The organism is Collinsella sp. LCP19S3_H3 (assembly GCF_052119145.1).
GTDB lineage: Bacteria > Actinomycetota > Coriobacteriia > Coriobacteriales > Coriobacteriaceae > Collinsella.
Genome location: NZ_JBQKFW010000002.1, coordinates 19,591 through 39,174 on the forward strand (window position 1 = coordinate 19,591; position 19,584 = coordinate 39,174).

11 protein-coding genes and 5 tRNA genes are annotated in these 19,584 nt (G+C 60.0%); 10 read left to right on the forward strand and 6 right to left on the reverse strand.

Annotation, left to right across the window (positions count from 1 at the left end; genetic code table 11):
* Positions 1-2: 2 nt before the first annotated feature.
* From ACTQZF_RS01015 to glgB, 6 genes are all read right to left on the reverse strand, one after another.
* Positions 3-3,299, reverse strand: a complete 3,297-nt coding sequence (locus ACTQZF_RS01015; protein WP_441554300.1) for a 4-alpha-glucanotransferase — start codon at positions 3,297-3,299, stop codon at positions 3-5.
* A 219-nt stretch (positions 3,300-3,518) separates the two neighbouring features.
* Positions 3,519-5,933: a glycogen synthase GlgA gene (glgA, locus tag ACTQZF_RS01020; protein WP_441554301.1), complete on the reverse strand. Its 2,415-nt coding sequence runs from the start codon at positions 5,931-5,933 to the stop codon at positions 3,519-3,521.
* Between the two features lie 90 nt (positions 5,934-6,023).
* Complete coding sequence (gene glgD / locus ACTQZF_RS01025) at positions 6,024-7,151, reverse strand: glucose-1-phosphate adenylyltransferase subunit GlgD (RefSeq protein WP_441063618.1); 1,128 nt, start codon at positions 7,149-7,151, stop codon at positions 6,024-6,026.
* A gap of 4 nt (positions 7,152-7,155) precedes the next feature.
* Entirely contained in the window at positions 7,156-8,304 is a 1,149-nt protein-coding gene (locus ACTQZF_RS01030) for a glucose-1-phosphate adenylyltransferase (protein ID WP_441554302.1), read from the reverse strand.
* 105 nt (positions 8,305-8,409) lie between these two features.
* The gene (locus ACTQZF_RS01035; RefSeq protein ID WP_441554303.1) at positions 8,410-10,836 is read right to left on the reverse strand and encodes a glycogen/starch/alpha-glucan phosphorylase; all 2,427 of its coding nucleotides are present in this window, start codon (positions 10,834-10,836) and stop codon (positions 8,410-8,412) included.
* Positions 10,837-10,929: 93 nt separating this feature from the next.
* On the reverse strand, positions 10,930-13,209 hold the full coding sequence (gene glgB, locus ACTQZF_RS01040) for a 1,4-alpha-glucan branching protein GlgB (protein ID WP_441554304.1): 2,280 nt from the start codon (positions 13,207-13,209) through the stop codon (positions 10,930-10,932).
* Between the two features lie 331 nt (positions 13,210-13,540).
* Between glgB and ACTQZF_RS01045 the strand changes: the two genes are divergently transcribed.
* The 10 genes from ACTQZF_RS01045 (at position 13,541) to ACTQZF_RS01090 (ending at position 19,516) form a co-directional block, all read left to right on the forward strand.
* Entirely contained in the window at positions 13,541-14,230 is a 690-nt protein-coding gene (locus tag ACTQZF_RS01045; RefSeq protein ID WP_441554305.1) for an HAD family hydrolase, read from the forward strand.
* 9 nt (positions 14,231-14,239) lie between these two features.
* Positions 14,240-14,905, forward strand: coding sequence for a thiamine diphosphokinase (locus ACTQZF_RS01050; RefSeq protein WP_441554306.1), 666 nt, complete (start codon positions 14,240-14,242; stop codon positions 14,903-14,905).
* A 126-nt stretch (positions 14,906-15,031) separates the two neighbouring features.
* Positions 15,032-15,107: transfer RNA gene (locus tag ACTQZF_RS01055), tRNA-Ala, on the forward strand.
* 383 nt (positions 15,108-15,490) lie between these two features.
* Positions 15,491-15,565 (forward strand) — tRNA-Val (locus tag ACTQZF_RS01060).
* Positions 15,566-15,695: 130 nt separating this feature from the next.
* Positions 15,696-15,768, forward strand: a tRNA-Ala gene (locus tag ACTQZF_RS01065).
* A gap of 200 nt (positions 15,769-15,968) precedes the next feature.
* Positions 15,969-16,044, forward strand: a tRNA-Ile gene (locus ACTQZF_RS01070).
* A 317-nt stretch (positions 16,045-16,361) separates the two neighbouring features.
* Positions 16,362-16,434: transfer RNA gene (locus tag ACTQZF_RS01075), tRNA-Ala, on the forward strand.
* A 75-nt stretch (positions 16,435-16,509) separates the two neighbouring features.
* Positions 16,510-18,540, forward strand: coding sequence for an ABC-F family ATP-binding cassette domain-containing protein (locus tag ACTQZF_RS01080; RefSeq protein ID WP_441554307.1), 2,031 nt, complete (start codon positions 16,510-16,512; stop codon positions 18,538-18,540).
* Entirely contained in the window at positions 18,527-18,823 is a 297-nt protein-coding gene (locus tag ACTQZF_RS01085) for a hypothetical protein (protein WP_441554308.1), read from the forward strand. The genes ACTQZF_RS01080 and ACTQZF_RS01085 overlap by 14 nt, the downstream gene beginning before the upstream one ends.
* Before the next feature lie 9 nt (positions 18,824-18,832).
* The gene (locus tag ACTQZF_RS01090; RefSeq protein WP_441554309.1) at positions 18,833-19,516 is read left to right on the forward strand and encodes a site-2 protease family protein; all 684 of its coding nucleotides are present in this window, start codon (positions 18,833-18,835) and stop codon (positions 19,514-19,516) included.
* Positions 19,517-19,584 lie beyond the last annotated feature (68 nt).

Here is a 19,584-nt window from a genome sequence, read left to right on the forward strand (position 1 = left end):
TATCACGCTTCGCCCCAGAATCTATGGGTGCTGCGCAGGAGCTTCGCAGTTTTCTCTTCGGCCTCCGCAACGTCTGCCTCTTGTGCCTGCCACGTCCAGTTGCCTGTGGCTACACCCGGCACGTTCATACGTGCGTCATCGCCCAGCCCCAGCACATCCTGCAGCGGCATCATCACCAGGGGGGCGTCGCTTGCGAGCGCATCGCCCATCAGCTTGGCCGCCACCTCAGCACCACTCGGCTCGTCGCCGCCTGCAAAGGAGCGCGTGCACCAGCCAGCGAGCGTCGAAGTGTCGTGCGTCGAGGTGTACAGGATTTTGTCCGGCGTGGGATGAATTCCGCAGCGAACGTCGTAGTCACTAAACTCCAGTACGTCCATGCCGGGAAAACCGCAGGTCGAAGCCATAGCGCGAACGCCAGGCGTCAGATAGCCCAGATCCTCGGCAATAAAATTGAGCGGACCCAGCTCGTCGTAGGCGGTCTGGAACAGGTCCTTGCCCGGACCAGCAAGCCAGCGGCCGTCGGCACAGGCTTTGCCAGCGGGAATGCTAAAGTAGTTGTGGAAGCCCAGGAAGTGGTCCAGGCGCACGCGGTCGTAGAGCGCGAACGCTCGGCGCAGGCGATCGAGCCACCAGCGATAGCCGCTCTCCTTCATGTGATCCCAGCGGAAGGTGGGGTTTCCCCACACCTGACCTTCGGGCGCAAAGTTGTCGGGCGGCGCACCGGATATCTCGATTGCCTTGCCGGTATCGGACAGCCAGAAGTTCTCGGGCTCGCTCCACGCATCTGCCGAATCGTCCGATACATACATCGGGATATCGCCGATGACCTCGATGCCCTTCTTGTGCGCATAGTTCATGAGCTCGCACCAAGCCAGGTCAAAGCGGTACTGCATGTACGCCTGAAGCTCGGCCTCGTCGTGGAAGCGCTTGTCGTCGATCAGATGCTCGTTGTAGCGCGCGACATCTGCCGGCCAATTGTGGCGCGACTCGCCCTCAAAGTATTTCTTAACGGCCATGTAGACGCAGTACTTCTCGAGCCAATCGGCATTGCGATGTTTAAACGCGGTGTACAGCGGGTCGGCATCTTCGCCACCGTGGGCCTTCCAAGAAGCGAAGTCGGCGGCCAGCTCCTCGTGACTCTCGGGCAGCAGGTCGATGTTACCCGCAAAAGCCGAGGGTCCGGCATAGGGGGAGCGGAAGTAATCCGTCGGGTTGACGGGCAGGACCTGCCAGTAGCGCATGCCCATGGCGGCCAGGTGGTCGATAAAGCGGCGCGTGGGTGCGCCGATCGTACCCGGCTTGCCATCGTCAGTCGGCACCGAGGTAATGTGGCACACGACGCCCGCACCATGATCGAGCGGCTCTTGCAGGCGCCTCTCGGCATGGTGATAGATGATCGAAGAGCCCAGTGGGTACAGGTCGAGTGTGACCGTACCGTTGTGGATCTCGCACTCGTGGCCGCTGATCACGTCACTCGCGCATTCACCGAGCGCGGGAATCGTCACGCGGTGCGAATTGCGCAGGCTGCGATTGACGATAACGGTCGCAGCCTCGCCGTCTTTGCTCGTGCGGGTGTAGGCTAGGACGTCGTCGTTAAGCGCGAAGGCCTTGATCTCGCCGTCAACCATAAAAGGCAACGCGCGGCGCAGGGCGGATGCGTTCTTCACGATGGCCAACGTATCGAAATCGTGAAGCTGGTCCTTGGTCGGCAGGGTACGGCGGTTGCCCGGATCGGTGAGTCCCTCCAGGCCGTACTCATCGCCATAATAGATCGAGGGCACGCCGGGGAAGGTCATCTGCATGAGCGTCGCCAACCAAAAGCGCTTCTTGGCCAGGTCCATGGAGTTCTCGTCCAAGCGCCATTTGCTACGCTCGCTCTCGGGTAGCTGCGACTCGTCGGGACCGCCGCCGAGCACCGAGATAATGCGCGGACGGTCGTGGCTCGAAAGCAGATTGAGCGCGCAGGCCAGTGCCTCGCGCGGGTAGTTCTCGCGCAGTGTCTCGATGTCCTCGGCAGCCTGATAGGCGTCCTTGTAGCCCATCAAAAAGCCGATGACCATGTCGCGGAAGGGGTAGTCCATGGCGGAATCGAGTTCGGAGCCCTGCAGATAACGGCGCAGATGGCCATAGCTGATCTTGTTGGAGGCGTCCTCCCAGACTTCGCCGAGCAGCAGCGCATCGGGCTTCTCTTCGAGCACGGCGGCCTTGATATCGGCCAGGAAGTCATCGGAAAGCTCGTCGGCCACATCGAGTCGCCAGCCGTGGGCACCGGCGCGCAGCCACTTGCGAATGACGCCGTCCTTGCCCAGAAGCTTTTTACGCACGAGCTCGGAATTCTCGTTGAGGGCGGGCATATTGCTCACGCCCCACCAGCAGTCATACGAACCGTCCTCGTGGAAGGTAAACGCATCGCGCCACGGGGAGTCCACGCTCTGCCACGCGCCGACGCCGGGATAGTTGCCGTAGCGGTTAAAGTAGATCGAGTCGTCGCCCGTATGGTTGAAGACGCCGTCCAGGATGATGGAAATGCCGCGCTTCTCGGCCGCCTCGCACAGCTCCGTAAAGTCCTGCTCGGTTCCCAGAATCGGGTCGATCTTGGTGTAATCGGCCGTGTCGTAGCGGTGGTTGCTCGCGGCCTCAAAGATCGGGTTGAGGTAGATGGCCGTAAAGCCCAGCTCGGCGATGCGGGGCAGGTCATTTTGGATACCCTTGAGAGAGCCGCCGTAAAAATCCCAAGTCTTGATGGATCCGTCTTCGGCACGTTCGTACACGGGCGGCTCGTTCCAGTCCTCGACCATGCGGCGCTGGATTCCGTTGCGCGGTTTTTCGACCTCGGCCAGCGTGCGTTCGCGCCAGTTTTCGTCGCGGGCGTAGCGGTCGGGGAAGATCTGGTAGACCATGCCGTGCTCGTACCAGGTGGGACGGTTCTCGCGGTGCTTGTAGACGGTAATCTGGAAGGACGGAACCTCGGCGTAGTCGTATACAACGCCCTCGCCGCCGGTGCGACCCTGCGGCGCACCCAAGCGGACCTCGGACTGGCCTTCGATATTGCATATAAAGCTGTACCATACAAGACAGGGCTCGGCGCAGTTGAGCTTACCGGTAAAGATGCCATCGCCCTTGTGCTCCATGGGGATCAAGGTCTCTCCGATGCCGTCGATCCAGGTGCGCAGGGTGAGCGTTGCCTGGTTGGGGTCGGCATCCTCCAAAATCACCGAAAGCGAAACGGAAGTTCCAGTGGTCACAGCGCCAAAAGGAGTGCGAAACTGCGTCAGGCGGCTGTTGTGTATCAATCTCATAGTACGGTCCAGTTCTATACAATCATGGCCAGCGGGTCATGGGCTTAACGCACAGTGCATAAGTATATCCGTTGCACTTTAGTTGTATAAACTACAGTCGCTCACTATCGGCGAACGGTTGTCCTAGAAAATCGTTTTACCAACTATCTACAGAGAAGGGGCGCCCGGTTGGAGCGCCCCTTGTTTAGGGTTTTTATTAGGTTTTAGATAGTCTGTGGACTAGCGGCGCTTGCGAGTGGCCGTGGCCTTGCGGACGGAGGTCTTCTTGGTCGGAGCCTTTTCCTCGGCTGGAGCGGCGGGGGAGACAGGGGCCTTCTTGGCAGGTTCGGTCTTTGCCGTAGCCTTCGGAGCGGTCTTGACCTCGGCGGCCTTCGGTTCAGGCTCGGCCTTTACTGCGGGTTTGTCCTTGGCTTTAGCCTCTGCCTTGGGAGCGGCTGTCTTGGTCGTAGCCTTTTTGGCCGTTGTCGTGGCGCGCTTGCGTGTGGTGGTCTTGGCGGCCGGCTTTGCCTCGACCGTTGCCTCGGCCTTGGGCTCGGAGGGCGCCTCCTCGACCTTGACGGCGGGCTTTGCAGAAGCCTTCGGGGCCGACTTCGCGGCGGCCTTCGTCGTAGCAGCCTTGGTTGTCGTCGACTTCGCAGCCGTGGCCTTCTTGGCGGTTGCGGTCTTGGTCGCGGTCTTGGTCGCGGTCGTCTTCTTGGCAGCGGTCTTGGCCGGAGCCTTTGCCGCGGTCTTAGCCTCGGCAGCGGTAGCCTCAGCGGTGGCGTCAGCCTTTACCTCGGGAGCGGCCTCGGCTTCGACTGCCTTCTTGGCAGCGGCGGTCGTACGCTTACGCGTGGTGGTTGCCTTGGCAGTGGTGGTCTTGCTCGTAGCGGCCTTCGTGGTCGTGGCCTTCTTAGCCGTCGTCTTGCGGGTCGTCGTCTTCTTGGCGGCAGGCTTCGCCGTGGGCTTTACCTCGCCGTCGTCAGCCGGCTTCTCCTCGGCCTTGGGCTCCTCGGCAGCAACCGGCTCCTTAACGGGTGCCGCAGGCTCGGCCTCGGCAGCAGCGGGCTCCTTAACGGGTGTCGCAGGCTCGGCCTCAGCGGCAACCGGCTCCTCCACAGCCGCAGCAGCCTCAACAGCCACCGGCTCCTCCACAACCGCAGCAGCCTCCACTGCCACCGGCCTCTCAATCTCTGGGTGCATAAAGAAATACAGGTCCAGATACTTATCGGCCGAACGTGTCCAGCTAAAGTCCTGGCTCATGGCCTGCGTGACCAGCTGATCCCAGGCCTTGCGGTTATCCCAGAACAGGCGAGCCGCACGGAACACCGCGTCGCCCATCTCGTCGCCGTTAAAGTGACTAAATGAGAAGCCCGTGCCCTCGCCGGTAAACTCGTTGTACGGTTGCACGGTGTCCTTCAGGCCACCGGTCTCGCGCACAATGGGCAGGGTGCCGTAGCGCATGGCGATGATCTGCGACAGGCCACACGGCTCAAACTTCGAGGGCATCAGGAACATATCGGCGGCGGCGTACATGCGCTGCGAAAGTGCCGGGTCAAACTCGATACGCGCCGCCATGGTGCCGGGGTATTTGCCCTGGAAGTAGCGCAGGCCGTCCTCGTAGTCGCGGTCGCCGGTACCCAGGACGGCCACCTGAACGCCACCGGACAGGATGCGGTCGAGCGCGTACATGACCAGGTCCATGCCCTTCTGTCGCGTCAGGCGCGTGACCATCACCATAAGCGGGCGGTCGTCGCGAATCTCGAGCCCCAACTCCTCCTGCAGTTTGGCCTTGCATACGGCCTTCCCCGCACGGTCATCAACCGTGTAGTTGGCGGCAATGCGCTTGTCGGTCGCCGGATCAAAACCCACAACGTCAATGCCGTTGAGGATACCCTGCAGAGCGTACGAACGCTCGCGCAGCACGCCGTCCAGGCCCTCGCCAAACTCGGGCGTCTGGATCTCGCCCGCATAGGTGGGGCTCACCGTGGTGATGGCATCGGCATAGTGCAGCGCGCCCAGCATATAGTTAATGCTGCAGGCGTCACAGCGCAACTGCGTGGCAGCTGCCGGAATATGCGCCATACCCAGTATGTCTTCCATCACGGTGTCGCTAAACTGGCCCTGGAACGCCACATTGTGGATCGAGAACACGGTCTTGACGCGGTCGTACAGCGGCAGGCCTTGGTAGAACTCTCGCAAGAACACGGGCGCCAGCGCCGTCTGCCAGTCGTTACAGTGCAGGATGTCGCACTCAAAGCCTTCGGGCAGGTGCTGCAGGCTCTCGGTGATGGCCTTGGAGAAAAACGCGAAGCGCTCGCCGTCGTCAAAGAAGCCGTAGGGATAGTCGCGCGCAAAGTAGTGCTCGTTGTCCACGAACATATAGGTGACGCCGTCGTGCTCGAGCTTCTCCAACCCGCAGTACTCGTTGCGCCAGCTCAGGCTCACGTAAAAGTCGGCAAAGTGCTCCATCTGCGCCTTGTACTCGTCCTTGATGGTGGCGTACTTGGGCACCATCACAATGACTTCGGCGCCAGCGCGCACGAGTGCCGCAGGCAGCGAGCCCGCCACGTCACCCAAGCCGCCGGTCTTAACAAACGGCGCGCACTCTGCCGAGGCAAACACGATCTGCATCTTTTTGCTGGTTTGTGCCATTTTGTCTCCCATGTTGCAATTCGAGAATAGCCGCCTGGCGCTAACCGGGCGACTATTCTACAAGTTACGTGCGATTATGTGGTGCCAACGTTAACGAGCGATGGTGGTATCGGAAGTTAACGGAGCCTTGCCCAGCACCAGGATGTTCTCGGGCGTACCGCGAAGCTCGGTGTTGGTGGGAACCACGTTGTTCTTGTCCAAGATGGCGTTCTCAACACGGGCGCCGCTCTTGATGATGCAGCTCTGGTTGATGATCGAGTTGGTCACCGAGGCGCCTTCCTCGATAACAACGCCGCGCGACAGAATCGAGTTGCGCACGGTGCCCTTGATGATGCAGCCGGCCGAGATGATCGAGTTGCAGGCGTGGCTGCCGGTCGCGTAACGCGAAGGCGGCACGTCGTGGGCCTTGGTCAGGATCGGGCGCTCGGGGTCAAAGAGCTGATCGGCCACGGTCTGGTCGAGCAGGTCCATGCTGCGACGATACAGCGACTTCTCGCTAAACACGCCCACGACCTCGCCCTTGTACTCATAGCTGCACACGTCGATGTTGCCAAAGTCGCCCTGGAGCGCCTCGAGCAGGTCCAGATAGTCGGCGGCTTGGTAGTGGTCGATGATCTCGAGCAGCGTCTCGCGGTTGACGATGCAGCAGTCCATAGAGGCGTTGTCGCCGTACGCGACGCCGGAGCTTACGCCCGTCAGGCGGCCGTTCTCGTTGATATCGAGCTTGGTCTCGTCTTCGACGTTGTGCGTGGCCTTGCAGTACACCACGGTCATCTGGGCACCGGATTTCTCGTGCGCCTCGATAATGGTGTTGAGGTCCATGTTAAAGATGACGTTGGTGCCCATCATCACAACATAGGGCTTGTCCGAGCGCTGGAACAGCGTCTTGTTGGAGATGATGTCGCGGAGCAAGAAGCGCATGCCGCCCTTGGTGGTGCCATACGCGTTGCCGGGCACCATGAACAGGCCGCCCTTCTTGCGGTCCAGGCCCCAGTCCTTGCCCGAGCCCACGTGGTCGATCAGCGAGCGGTAGTTGCCCGGCATGACAACGCCGACGGTCTTAATGCCGGCATTCATCATGTTGGACAGCGGAAAGTCGATCAGGCGGTAGCGGCCCAAAAACGGAACGGACGCAATGGGGCGATCCTTGAGCAGCACGCTGCCGTAGGTCGAAGAGTAGTTAGCGGTGATATAGCCGATGGCCTTGCGATTGATCATCGGGTCATTCCCCCTTCCCGACAACGACGTCATTTCCAACGACGGCCGTATCCTTGGTGGTATCGACAGAGCCGAGCTTCACGCCCTCTTCGACCGTGGAGTTCTCGCCCAAAATAGCGCGGCAAATGTGCGCGCCGCTCTTAACGTGCGCACCCGGCAGCAGCACGGAGTCCTCGACCACGGCGCGCTCCTCGATGATGACATCGGTCGAAAGGATCGAGTGGCGAGCGGTGCCGTAGATCTTGCAGCCATTGGAGACCAGGCAGTCGTCCAGGCGACCGTCCGGGCCAATGTAGTGCGGCGGACGCGTGGTGATGTTGGACATAATGGGGAAGCTCTTGTCAAACAGATCGAACTCGGGGTTGTTGCCCAGCAGGTCCATCGAGGTCTCGTGGAAGCTGGCGATGGTGCCAACATCCTTCCAAAAGCCGTGGAACTCGTAGCTGTACAGGCGCTTGTTCTCGCCGAGCAGCTTGGGGATGATGTCCTTGCCAAAGTCGTGGCTCGAGCGCTGGTCCAGAGCGTCCTGTTCGAGCGCCTTGATCAGGACGTCGGCCGAGAAGATGTAGATGCCCATGGACGCGAGGTTCGAATCGGGCTTCTCGGGCTTTTCCGTGAACTTGGTGATGCGGCCGTCCTCGGGGTCGGTGGTCAGGATGCCAAAGCGGCTGGCCTCCTCCCACGGCACGGGCATAACGCTCACCGTGAGGTCGGCGTTGTTCTCAATGTGCGTCTTGAGCATCTTGCGGTAGTCCATGCGATACAGATGATCGCCCGAAAGAATCAGGACGTACTTGGGGTCGTTGGACTTGATGTAGTTGAGGTTCTGCGTGATGGCGTCGGCCGTGCCCGCATACCATGCGCCACCGGTTTGCGTCTCGTACGGCGGCAGGATCGACACGCCACCGTCGCGGCTGTCCAGATCCCACGCCTCGCCAGAGCCCACGTAGGCATGCAGCAGGTAGGGACGATACTGCGTCAGAACGCCCACCGTGTCGATGCCCGAATTGGAGCAGTTGGACAGCGAAAAGTCGATAATGCGGAACTTGCCACCAAAGCTAACCGCCGGTTTAGCGATCTTTTGGGTGAGTGCCCCTAATCGACTGCCCTGTCCTCCTGCGAGGAGCATCGCGATGCATTCTTTCTTACTCATCGATTTCTCCTTCTGTCATCGATGTTCCTAAACCCATTAGCGACGGGCGCGGCGCTCGGTCGCGCCCGTCGAGTAATTCCGTGCGGCAAAGGGAACTCGCGGCCTTTAAGCGTGCCAGATCTCGTCGCGGTACTCGCGAATGGTGCGGTCGCTCGAGAACCAGCCGCTCGAGGCGGTGTTGAGCAGGGCCTTGCGGTTCCAGGTCTCCTGGTCGCCATAGCTGCCCGTGAGCTTCTCCCATGCATCCACGTAGCTGCGGAAGTCTGCCATGACCAGATCGGGGTCGTTGTTGTTCATAAGCTCGTTGTAGATGCTCTCAAAGTTGCCCGAAAGGCCGGCAAACGTGTTGTCCTTGAGCTCATCCATCACGAGGCCCAGACGTTCGCGATCATTGTTGAGCGTATCCCACGCAAAGTAGCTGTTCGATGCCCAGAGCTGCTCGACCTCGGGAGCGGTCAGACCAAAGATCGCCTCGTTCTCGCGGCCGGCCAAATCGGCGATTTCGATGTTGGCGCCGTCGAGGGTGCCCAGTGTAATGGCGCCGTTCATCATGAGCTTCATGTTGGACGTGCCCGAGGCCTCCTTGCCAGCTGTGGAAATCTGCTCCGAAATCTCGGCGGCAGGGTAGATGAGCTGGGCGTTGCTCACGCGGAAGTTGGGGATAAAGCAGACCTTCATGACTTCGTTGACGCGCGGGTCGTTGTTGATAACCTCGGCCACCGAGTTGATCAGGCGGATGGTCTCCTTGGCAAAGGTGTAGCTCGAGGCGGCCTTGCCGCTAAAGATAAAGGTCGTCGGTGTCACGTGGAAGTTGGGATTGGCGATGCGACGGTTGTAGATGTCCATCACCTTCATGATGTTCATGAGCTGGCGCTTGTAGGCATGAAAACGCTTTACCTGAACATCGAAGACGGTGTTGGGGTCAATAACCAGACCGGTCTCTGCCTTAACGTAGGCAGCAAGGCGCTCCTTGTTGGCGCGCTTGGAGGCACCCACGGCCTTCAGGAACTCGGTGTCGTTCTGGAACTCCTTGAGTTTCTCCAGCTCAAAGGCGTCCTTCAGCCAGCCGTCGCCAATGGCCTCGGTCACGAGCTTGGCGTAGGTGGGGTTGGCCTCGGCAAAGAAGCGACGGTGCGAGATGCCGTTGGTCTTGTTGTTGAACTTCTCGGGCGTCAGGGCATAGAAGTCCTTGAGCACATTGTTCTTGATGATATCGGAGTGAATCTTGGCCACGCCGTTGACGCTGTGGCTGCAGATCACGGACAGGTTGGCCATGCGAACCTCGCCGTCCCATAGGATGGCGGTCTGGCGCAGGCGCTCCTGCCAGCCTTCCTGCGTAGTATCGAACGACTCATGCCAACGACGGCTGATTTCGTCGATGATCTGGTACACACGGGGGAGGAGCTTGGAGAACGTGCCGATGGGCCACTTCTCCAGGGCCTCGGGCAGGATGGTGTGGTTGGTGTAACTCACGACCTGCGTCACGATGTTCCAGGCGTCATCCCACTCGAGCTTCTTCTCGTCGATGAGGATGCGCATGAGCTCGGGGCCGCACATGGCGGGGTGCGTATCGTTGGTGTGGATGGCCACAAACTGCGGCAGCAGCTCCCAGTTCGCGCCGTGCTCCTTCTCAAAGGTGTCGAGCAGGCTATAGATACCGGCCGAGACAAACAGGTATTCCTGCTTCAGACGAAGCAGACGGCCGTGCTCACCGGCGTCGTTGGGGTAGAGGATGGCACTGATGGCCTCGGCCTCGGCGCGCTCGGCGTCGGCCAGGGCGTAGTCGCCGCGGTTGAAGGCCTCAAGGTCAAAGTGCTCCTCGACCGGCTCAGCGGCCCAGACGCGCAGCTTGTTGACGGTCTCGCCGGCATAGCCCACCACGGGGATGTCGTAAGGGACGGCCAGGATGTCCTGCGTGTCCACGGTTCGATAGAACGTGCGGCCGTTCTCCTCAAAGCCCTCGACGCGGCCACCAAACTTAATGGTCACGGCCTTGTCCTGACGACGGACCTCCCAGGGATAGCCGTTGGTGAGCCACTCGTCGGTGGTTTCGACCTGGCTGCCGTTGACGATCTCCTGTTTAAACAGGCCGTAGCGGTAGCGCATGCCGTTGCCGTAGCCGGCAATGCCCTCGGCTGCCATGGAATCCAGGAAGCATGCGGCCAGACGACCCAGGCCACCGTTGCCCAGCGCCGGATCGGGCTCCTGGCTCTCGATGACGGACAGGTCAAGGCCCATATCGTCGAGCGCCTCGGCGACCATGTCGCGCACGCCAAAGTTGAGCAGGTAGTTGTCGAGCAGGCGGCCGATCAAAAACTCGATCGAGAAGTAGTACACGCGCTTCTTGCCCTCGGCGGTGGCGCGGGCGTCGCTCTTGGTGGCAACGGTGCGGGCCTTCTCGGCCACGAGCTTGGCCAGGGCGTTAAAGCGATCCAGGTCGCTGGCTGCCTCGACGCTCTTGCCGCTAATGCTCATGACGGCATCGCGATAGAGCTCGGTAAACTCCTGCTTGTTGTCGAAGATCTTATTCATACGTTCCTTCCCCCGGGGATGTTTCTCCCGGAACGGTTGTGACTTGTATCCTACGCCCCGCTGGGGCGGGTAATTACAGCTGTAACGGCTTTGTTACGCATCCTTAGGTGATGACTTAACAGAAGCAGACTTGGCTTTGGTAGCGGCCTTTTTGGCAGCCAGCTTCTTGGTCGCGGTAGCCTTGGCAGCGGGCTTTGCGGCGGCCTTAGCCTTGGCCTTGGTCGTCGTAGCCTTCGCCTTGGCCGGAGCCTTCTTGGCGGCCGCTGGCTTGGGCTTCACCGAGGACGCACGCTTGCGGGTCGCCTTCTTGGGCTCCTCGACCACGGGCGGCTTATAGCTGCTGGGGCCGCGACGCTTAAGCACCACGCCTGCCAGGCTGGGCACCTTAATCTCGATGGAGTCCATCTGCCCGTTCCAGGGATAGGGCTCGCTCGAGCAGGTGTAGGGCTCCTCGCCAGCATAGCCGCTGCCGCCAAACTCGGGACGGTCGGAGTCAAAGATGACCTCCCAGTCGCCCTCACGCGGCACGCCCACACGGAAGCTCTCGTAGGCCGCCGGGTCAAAGTTGATCAGGATCACGAGGTCGTCATCGACGTTCTCGCCCTGACGCACAAAGCTCACGATGGACTGCTTGGAGTTGTCCGCGTCGATCCAGGTAAAGCCGTCGTCGTTGTAGCCGCGCTCGTACAGGGCGGGCTCGGCGGTATACAGGTGGTTGAGCGCCTTAATGAACGCCTGATGGTGTGCATGGGTCTCATACTGCTCGGTCAAGAACCACTGAATAGATTCGTAGTAGCGCCACTCGATAAACTGGCCGATCTCGTTGCCCATAAAGTTGAGCTTGGCACCGGGGTGCGTCATCTGGTAGAAGGCGAGCGTGCGAAGGCCGGCAAACTGGCGCCACCAGTCACCCGGCATGCGGCCGATGAGCGAGCACTTGCCGTGCACGACCTCGTCATGGCTCAGCGGGCAGATAAAGTTCTCGGTAAAGGCGTACATGATGGAGAACGTGAGCAAGCCATGGTTGCCGGGGCGCCACGGAAAATCGGTCTGCATGTAGTGCAGGGTGTCGTTCATCCAGCCCATGTCCCACTTGTAGTGGAAGCCCAGGCCGCCGTCCTGCGGCGGATAGGTCACAAGCGGCCACGCGGTGGACTCCTCGGCCATCATCATCACGTCGGGGTAGTGCGCCTCAACAGCGCAGTTGACCTGACGGATAAACGCGCTGGCGTCCAGGTCCTCCTCGGTACCGTACTTGTTGAACTTCTTTTGGCCAGGATCGTCAATGCCAAAGTTGAGGTACAGCATACTGGACACGCCGTCCATGCGAATGCCGTCCACATGGAAGTTCTCGATCCAGTACAGCACGTTGGAGACCAAGAAGGAGCGGACCTCGCCGCGGGCGAAGTCAAACTTGTGCGTACCCCAGTTGGGGTGAATCTCGTGCTCAAACAGCATGTGGCCGTTAAAGGTGGCAAGGCCGTGGGAGTCGGCGCAAAAACCGCCGGGCACCCAGTCCATGATCACACCGATGCCCGCCTCGTGGCACGCATCGATAAAGTGCATGAGCTGCTGCGGGTTGCCGTAGCGCGAAGTGGCGGCAAAGTAGCCGGTCGTCTGGTAGCCCCAGGACCCATCGAAGGGGTGCTCCATAAGCGGCATGACCTCGATATGCGTGTAGCCCATATCGCGCACGTAGTCCACGAGCTCCACCGACAGGTCGTCGTAGGTGTAAAACTCGCCGCGCTGCGCAGGGAAGGGGTCCATGGGACCGGGGTAGTTGCCGTACTCGTCCGGCTCGCCCTGTGGCTCGTCTCCGTGGCGCTTCCACGAGCCAATATGCACCTCGTAGATGTTGAGCGGCTGCGACATGTGGTTGTGGCCGGCGCGGCGCTTGAGCCACGCGGCGTCGTTCCACTGGTAGCCATCGAGGGTCCACAGCACGCTCGCCGTTCCCGGAGGGCACTCGGCCTTAAAGGCGTACGGATCGGCCTTGTAGAGCTTTTCGCCCTCGTTGGTCTCGATGAGGTATTTATAGAGCTGGCCCTGCTCGGCGCCAGGAATAAAGCCTTCCCAGATAGCGCTCGTGTGTACGGGCACCAGCGGGTTGGCTTGTTCGTCCCAATTGTTGAATTCACCGATAACGTGGACGCTCTTAACGTCGGGCGCCCAAACGCAAAAACGCCAGCCGCGCGTGCGCTGCTGCGTGTCGGGATGCGCGCCCATCTTTTCCCAGCTGCGCTCCCACATTCCAATGCCAAACAGATAGACATCGTCCTTGGTGAGCTCCGGTGCGTGCGGGGCGGCTTTACGGGTAGCGGGCTTTTTGGTTGCTGGCTTTAGCTTTGTATCGCTCACGTTTGATCCCATCATGACGCGGCAGCGTGTTGCCTTGGTGACTAGATGCGAAAGGTCCAAGGCTGCACGAATCGAAGGGACGGCGATAGCTCTATGATTCGTCCCACCTCGCGTGCTCGGTGGAACTTTCGGCAAAAACCACAATAACACCTGTCCGTTACTTTTATGGACGAAAGTGGATTTACGGTGGCGTTTAATCGGTGAGCGCCATGTTTATGCCACTGACAGAATTGCGATGGTAAAACTCTTGACAGTTTTACCAATTAGGGTTTCAAAATTTTTAGATTTACGTTTGGTAAAACGTTTTTAGCAGGTTGTTTACCATTTGACATTGAAAGGTTTGCGAATGAACCACACAGCCGCCTCTAATGTTGCTTTTATTTTTGATTGCGACGGCACACTGGTAAATAGCACCCCCGTTTGGGGCTATGCGCAGCCCGAACTATTGCGGCGTCACGGCATTGATGTAACGGTCGACGATTTTGCCCAGTTTGAGCATTTGTCGCTCGAGGACGAGTGCCAGGCCTACCACGACACCTGGGGCATTGGCGAAAATGGCGAGGAGCTGTATCGCGAGCTGAGTGACATCCTGATCGATGGCTACTCCAAGGTGCCGCCGCGCGAGGGGCTCCTGGCATTTTTGGAGCAGGCGAAGTCGGCCGGCATTGCTCTGTGCGTGGCCACGTCCACGCCGGCCGAGCTGGTGCAGTCCGCACTCGCGGGTGCGGGGCTCGACGCCTATATGGAGTTTATTACCACGACGGGCGAGGCGGGCCGCTCCAAGCAGTTCCCCGACGTGTACGAGCTGGCGCTGCGCCGCCTTGAGGAGCGCCACGGGCACCAGTTTGAGCGCGCGTGGGTGTTTGAGGACGCGGTCTTTGGCCTTAAGAGCTCTGGCACTGCAGGCTTTAAGCGCGTGGGCATTTATGACCCACACGGCCGTATGGATCGCGACGAGGTTCGCGATAACTGCAATATCTTTATCGATAGCTATGAGGACCTGGATCTGGCCCGTGTGCTTGCGTTTAAGGGCTAGGCGAGGGCCGTGGCTTGCAAAGTATTAGTTGTTTGCGGCTCACCGGTGGTGGCGAGCGCGGATCTGCTGCGTGGGCTGGCGGGGGAGTGCGACCACGTTGTCGCCGTGGACCGCGGGCTCGACGCGCTGCTGGGCGCTGGCCTGGGTTGCGACGTGTATGTAGGAGATGCCGACACGGTGAGCGACACCGGTCGCGCGTTAGTCGATGCCGCCGAGGCCTTTGAGGTAGAGCGCCACGACCCCTACAAGGACTATACCGATCTAGCGTTGGCACTCGATTCGGTCCGACGTCGCTGGCCGGGTGCCGAGGTGGTTGCGACCTGCGCCACCGGCGGTCGCCCGGACATGGCGCTTTCCGTAACTGGGCTGCTTGCAGGCTACGATGATGCCCCCATTTGGATTGCCGAGGACAAGGTGGTCGCCCGCATCCTTCACACAGGCGAGTCGTGGACCATCGAGGGGGCCGAGGGCAAGACGTTCTCCATCATCGCCATAGCCCCTAGGACAGTAGTAAGCGAACACGGCCTAGAGTGGGAACTGGACCACAGCCCTCTAGGCCTGTTAGCTGACACGGGCATCTCTAATGTCGTAAGGAAAACGGCCAAGATTCAAGTCCACCAAGGCATCGCAATCGGTTTTTTATACCGTGAGGGTTTTATCGGGACGGTGGGTTAATTGACTGATTTTGCCGAAGTCAAAATCAGTCAATTCAGCCCCGTCCCAGGAAAACCCGTAAGAAAAAGTTTCAACAAAAATCTCTTGCATCAAGCAAAACATTCCCCTATAGTATCTCCTCGTCACGGGGGCGTAGCTCAGCTGGGAGAGCGCTTGACTGGCAGTCAAGAGGTCAGGGGTTCGATCCCCCTCGTCTCCACCATCGTGAATGTAAAGCCTTCGAAAACCGGAGGCTTTTTTTCTTATAGATAGGCTCAATTGGTTGACTGTGTTCGTGGCGGGCGTTACGGCGCAAGTCTATAAAAAGGTTTAATCATTTCAATAAATGGTGGCGTGGTCCAGCGGGATTTACGAGTACGAGCATCCCAAGATCTTCGACACCTATTACGAGAAGGTCTTGCCGTATGAAAATTGGTTTAGCTGCTGGTTTTGACGACGAGTGTAGGAACAGGTCGTTGTGCTGCAAGTATGCCGTAAACACGGATTGTGTCGGAGTGGTCCGGCATACGATTTTAAAATCGAAGCCAAAAAGTTCTTGGTAATCCTCGCGTTGCTATGTTAGTATCTCTTTTGCCGAAAGGCGACGGGCGATTGGCTCAGGGGTAGAGCATATCCTTCACACGGATGGGGTCACAAGTTCGAATCTTGTATCGCCCACCATCAAAAGCACAGGTCAGAGGTGATAAGCCTCTGGCCTTTTTCTTTTTGACACAGAGAGTGTGATCAAAAAAGTTTCTTCAAAATTGTTCTTGCACCCTTGGAGGAGTTCCCGTATAGTACTTCTTCGCACGGGGGCGTAGCTCAGCTGGGAGAGCGCTTGACTGGCAGTCAAGAGGTCAGGGGTTCGATCCCCCTCGTCTCCACCCGAGCATTGAATGAGGCTCCAACGCAAGTTGGGGCCTTTTTTCATATAGGCACACAAGGTCAAAGGCAGGACCATGATCCTTCCAATCGAAAAGATCGTGCGTTGAATGACCATTGCGCGCATGGTAGTATTTCACATCGTGGTGCAACGACACGCTAAATGGAACTTCTCCATTGCCTTTGCAACCACTAATATAAAGGGCTCTTGGCGCAACGGTTAGCGCAGGGGACTCATAATCCCTGGGTTCTGGGTTCGAATCCCGGAGGGCCCACCAGGTTTTTCAACAGGTCAGGCAATTTGTCTGGCCTGTTTCTTTTTCAGGGCAACATTTTCTTGCAAGTAGCTTGTTTGCCCACTTCCAAACGCCTTGGGTCGCGTTCATGGCGGGAGGTCCCCGGGGGCGACCGGGCTGGAGCCGGAAAGGCGGGCTGCGGCAGCACCGCACGCCTTAGGGCGCGCCCCGCGGGCATGGCCAGGCATCGCGGACCCTCGATCCTGTGCGGGTCCGCGCCCCCGCGCCGCGACGGCGAAAGTTTTTCTAAAATTGTCCTTGCATCGCCGTCCGAGTTCCCGTATAGTACTTCTTCGCACGGGGGCGTAGCTCAGCTGGGAGAGCGCTTGACTGGCAGTCAAGAGGTCAGGGGTTCGATCCCCCTCGTCTCCACCCGAGCATTGAATGAGGCTCCAACGCAAGTTGGGGCCTTTTTTCATATAGGCACACAAGGTCAAAGGCGGCACCATGATCCTCCTGGTCGACAAGATCGAAAAAAGCTTCGGCGCGCGCGTCCTCTTTAGCGGCGCGTCCTTCCAGATCAACCCCGGCGAACGCTTTGCACTCGTGGGACCCAACGGCGCCGGCAAAACCACCATGCTCAAAATCATCATGGGTATCGACAGCCCCGACGCCGGCCAGGTCCAGTACTCCAAGGACTGTCAGGTGGGCTACCTCGAGCAGGAAACCAACCTGGAGCACAAGGACACGACCATCCTCGCCGAGGTCATGGCCGCCGCCAAGGAAATCCGCCGCATGGGCGAGCGCGCCAACGAACTGCAAGCCCAGATCACCGAGCTCTCCGAACAGGGCAAGGACGTCGACGCGCTCCTTAACGAGTACGGCCAGGTCCAGGACCGCTTTGAGCACTTGGGCGGCTACGAGCTCGAAAGCAATGCCCGCAAGATCCTGTCCGGTCTGGGCTTTAAGGTCACCGACTTTGAGCGCCCGTGTTCCGAGTTCTCGGGCGGCTGGCAGATGCGCATCGCGCTGGCCAAGCTCTTCCTGCGCCATCCCGACCTGCTACTTCTGGACGAGCCCACCAACCACCTGGACCTCGAAAGCGTCCAGTGGTTGCGCGGCTTTATCGCCAACTACGACGGCGCCGTGCTCATCGTCAGCCACGACCGCGCCTTTATGGACGCCTGCGTCGACCACGTCGCCGCGCTCGAGAACCGCCGCGTGACCACCTACACCGGCAATTACAGCAGCTACCTCAAGCAGCGCGAGGACAACCTGGAGCAGATGCGCGCCAAGCGTGCCGCCCAGGAGCGCGACATCGCCCACATGCAGGTTTTCGTTGACAAGTTCCGCTACAAGCCCACCAAGGCCGCCCAGGCCCAGGAGCGCATCCGCAAGATCGAGCAGATCAAAAAGGAGCTCGTCATCCTGCCCGAGGGCCACAAGCACATCGACTTTAAGTTCCCCGACCCGCCGCGCTCCGGCGACATGGTCGTGGGCCTCGAGGGCGTGTCCAAGTCCTACGGCAACAAGCACATCTATAGCGGTATCGACCTCAAACTCTACCGCGGCGAGCACGTGGCGCTCGTCGGCCCCAACGGCGCCGGCAAGTCCACCCTCATGAAGATCCTCGCCGGCCTGGAGCCGCCCACTACCGGCACGCGCGACCTGGGTACCAACGTGGGCGTGGCCTATTACGCCCAGCACGCGCTCGAAGGCATGACCGAGTCCAACACCGTCCTGCAAGAAATCGACACCGTCACGCCCAAGTGGACCGTACCGCAGCAGCGCAGCCTACTGGGCGCCTTCCTGTTTAGCGACAACGATTCTATCGAAAAGCAGGTTCGCGTTCTTTCCGGCGGCGAAAAGGCACGTCTGGCCCTGGCTAAGATGCTCGTGGCACCCGAGGCACTTCTGTGCCTGGACGAGCCCACTAACCACCTGGACATCGATTCGGTGGACATGCTCGAGAACGCCCTGCAAAACTTCCCCGGCACCATTGTTCTGATCAGTCACGACGAGCACCTGGTGCGAGCCGTGGCCAACCGCGTGATCGATATCCGCGATGGCAAGGTCACGGTCTATGACGGCGACTACGACTACTACCTCTACAAGCGCGAGGATCTCGCAGCCCGCGCCGCCGAGGCGGCAGGGGAGAGCACACCTTCCGCGGCCAAGCCCACCAAAGCCAGCGCCGCCCAGGCCGATACCCCCGCTGCGGCCCCCAAGCCTGCCGAGGGCAAAAAGACCAAGGAGCAAAAGCGCGCCGAGGCCCAGGCCCGAGCCGCGCTCAACAAAAAGCTCAAGGGCGTGCGCAACCAGCTCAAGAAGATCGAGGCCGAGCTCGACAAAAAGCGCGCCCGCTATGACGAGCTTATGGAATTGATGGCAAGCGAAGAGCTTTATGCCGATCAGGATAAGTTCAACGCCGCGCTGGGGGAATATAACGGCCTTAAGCAAGAGCTGCCCAAGCTCGAGGACGAATGGCTCGAGCTTTCCACCCAAATCGAAGAGGAGACCGCGCGTGAACTCTCGTAAGGCCGCTGCCGTGGCGATGAGCATCATCGCCATCGCGTGCCGCATCTGCGGCATCTTTATGAGCGCGATGACCGTGCTGCTGTGCTTTAGCGGCCTCTCCGCCAAGCTGCAGATTGTGGGCTTTGTCGTTGAGCTTTCGCGCGCGCTGCCGACCGCCATCGCCGGCTATGGCGTCATCACATCGCCCTTTGGCGGTGTGTTCCGCCTGGATTACGCCATCGTGGCCGTCATCCTGTTTGTGGCCGACTACCTGCTCACGCGCGCCTCGCGCCGCGTCCGCTAGGGGAGCGCCATGTCCAGCAGCTACTTCATGAACCTACTTGCCAGCGCCGTCGCCGTCATCGTGGGCATCGTGATCCACGAGAGCGCACACGCCGCCGCAGCCTGGGCGCTTGGCGACAAGACGGCCCGTTCGCGCGGCCGCGTCTCGCTCAACCCGCTCAACCATATCGACCCGTTTGGCACCATCATCCTGCCGCTGCTCATGCTCGCCGCCGGCGGCCCGGTGTTCGCCTTCGCCAAGCCGGTGCCGGTCTACCTCAACAACCTCAAGCACCCCAAGCGCGACGAGGTCCTGGTGAGCGCGGCCGGTCCCGCATCGAACATCGCACTGGCGTGCCTTGCCGCAGCGCTCATGCACGCAGCATACGGCAACCTCTACACCAGCATGTCCTTTGCCGTAGCGTCCCAAATCATAAACTTCGGCGCCACCTTTATCGTGGTCAACCTGTCGCTCGCGTTTTTTAACCTCATCCCGATCCCGCCGCTTGACGGCTCGTCGATCATCGTGCCGTTCCTCAAAGGTAAGGCGCTCACCAACTACTACCAACTGCAGCAATACGCCATGCCCATACTCATCATTGTGCTGTATCTGCTGCCCATGTGGACTGGCATCGACGTGATCGGCCGCTATTTCGACGTTACCGTGTATCCGCTCGCTGGGCAGCTGCTTAACTTCGCAATCGCCGGCATCTAGGGTAAACTTACAGGTCGACCGTGCAAAACGGTCGCAACATGCACCCAAACCGCGCCGCGAAGGCGCCG

What these genes read in the sequence shown, in the direction of transcription:
- glgD (WP_441063618.1), bottom strand. Translation starts at nt 7,151, where the DNA reads ATGATCAATCGCAAGGCCATCGGCTATATCACCGCTAACTACTCTTCG.
- ACTQZF_RS01045 (WP_441554305.1), top strand. Translation starts at nt 13,541, where the DNA reads ATGAACCACACAGCCGCCTCTAATGTTGCTTTTATTTTTGATTGCGAC.
- glgA (WP_441554301.1), bottom strand. Translation starts at nt 5,933, where the DNA reads ATGGCACAAACCAGCAAAAAGATGCAGATCGTGTTTGCCTCGGCAGAG.
- ACTQZF_RS01030 (WP_441554302.1), bottom strand. Translation starts at nt 8,304, where the DNA reads ATGAGTAAGAAAGAATGCATCGCGATGCTCCTCGCAGGAGGACAGGGC.
- ACTQZF_RS01035 (WP_441554303.1), bottom strand. Translation starts at nt 10,836, where the DNA reads ATGAATAAGATCTTCGACAACAAGCAGGAGTTTACCGAGCTCTATCGC.
- glgB (WP_441554304.1), bottom strand. Translation starts at nt 13,209, where the DNA reads ATGATGGGATCAAACGTGAGCGATACAAAGCTAAAGCCAGCAACCAAA.
- ACTQZF_RS01080 (WP_441554307.1), top strand. Translation starts at nt 16,510, where the DNA reads ATGATCCTCCTGGTCGACAAGATCGAAAAAAGCTTCGGCGCGCGCGTC.
- ACTQZF_RS01090 (WP_441554309.1), top strand. Translation starts at nt 18,833, where the DNA reads ATGTCCAGCAGCTACTTCATGAACCTACTTGCCAGCGCCGTCGCCGTC.
- ACTQZF_RS01015 (WP_441554300.1), bottom strand. Translation starts at nt 3,299, where the DNA reads ATGAGATTGATACACAACAGCCGCCTGACGCAGTTTCGCACTCCTTTT.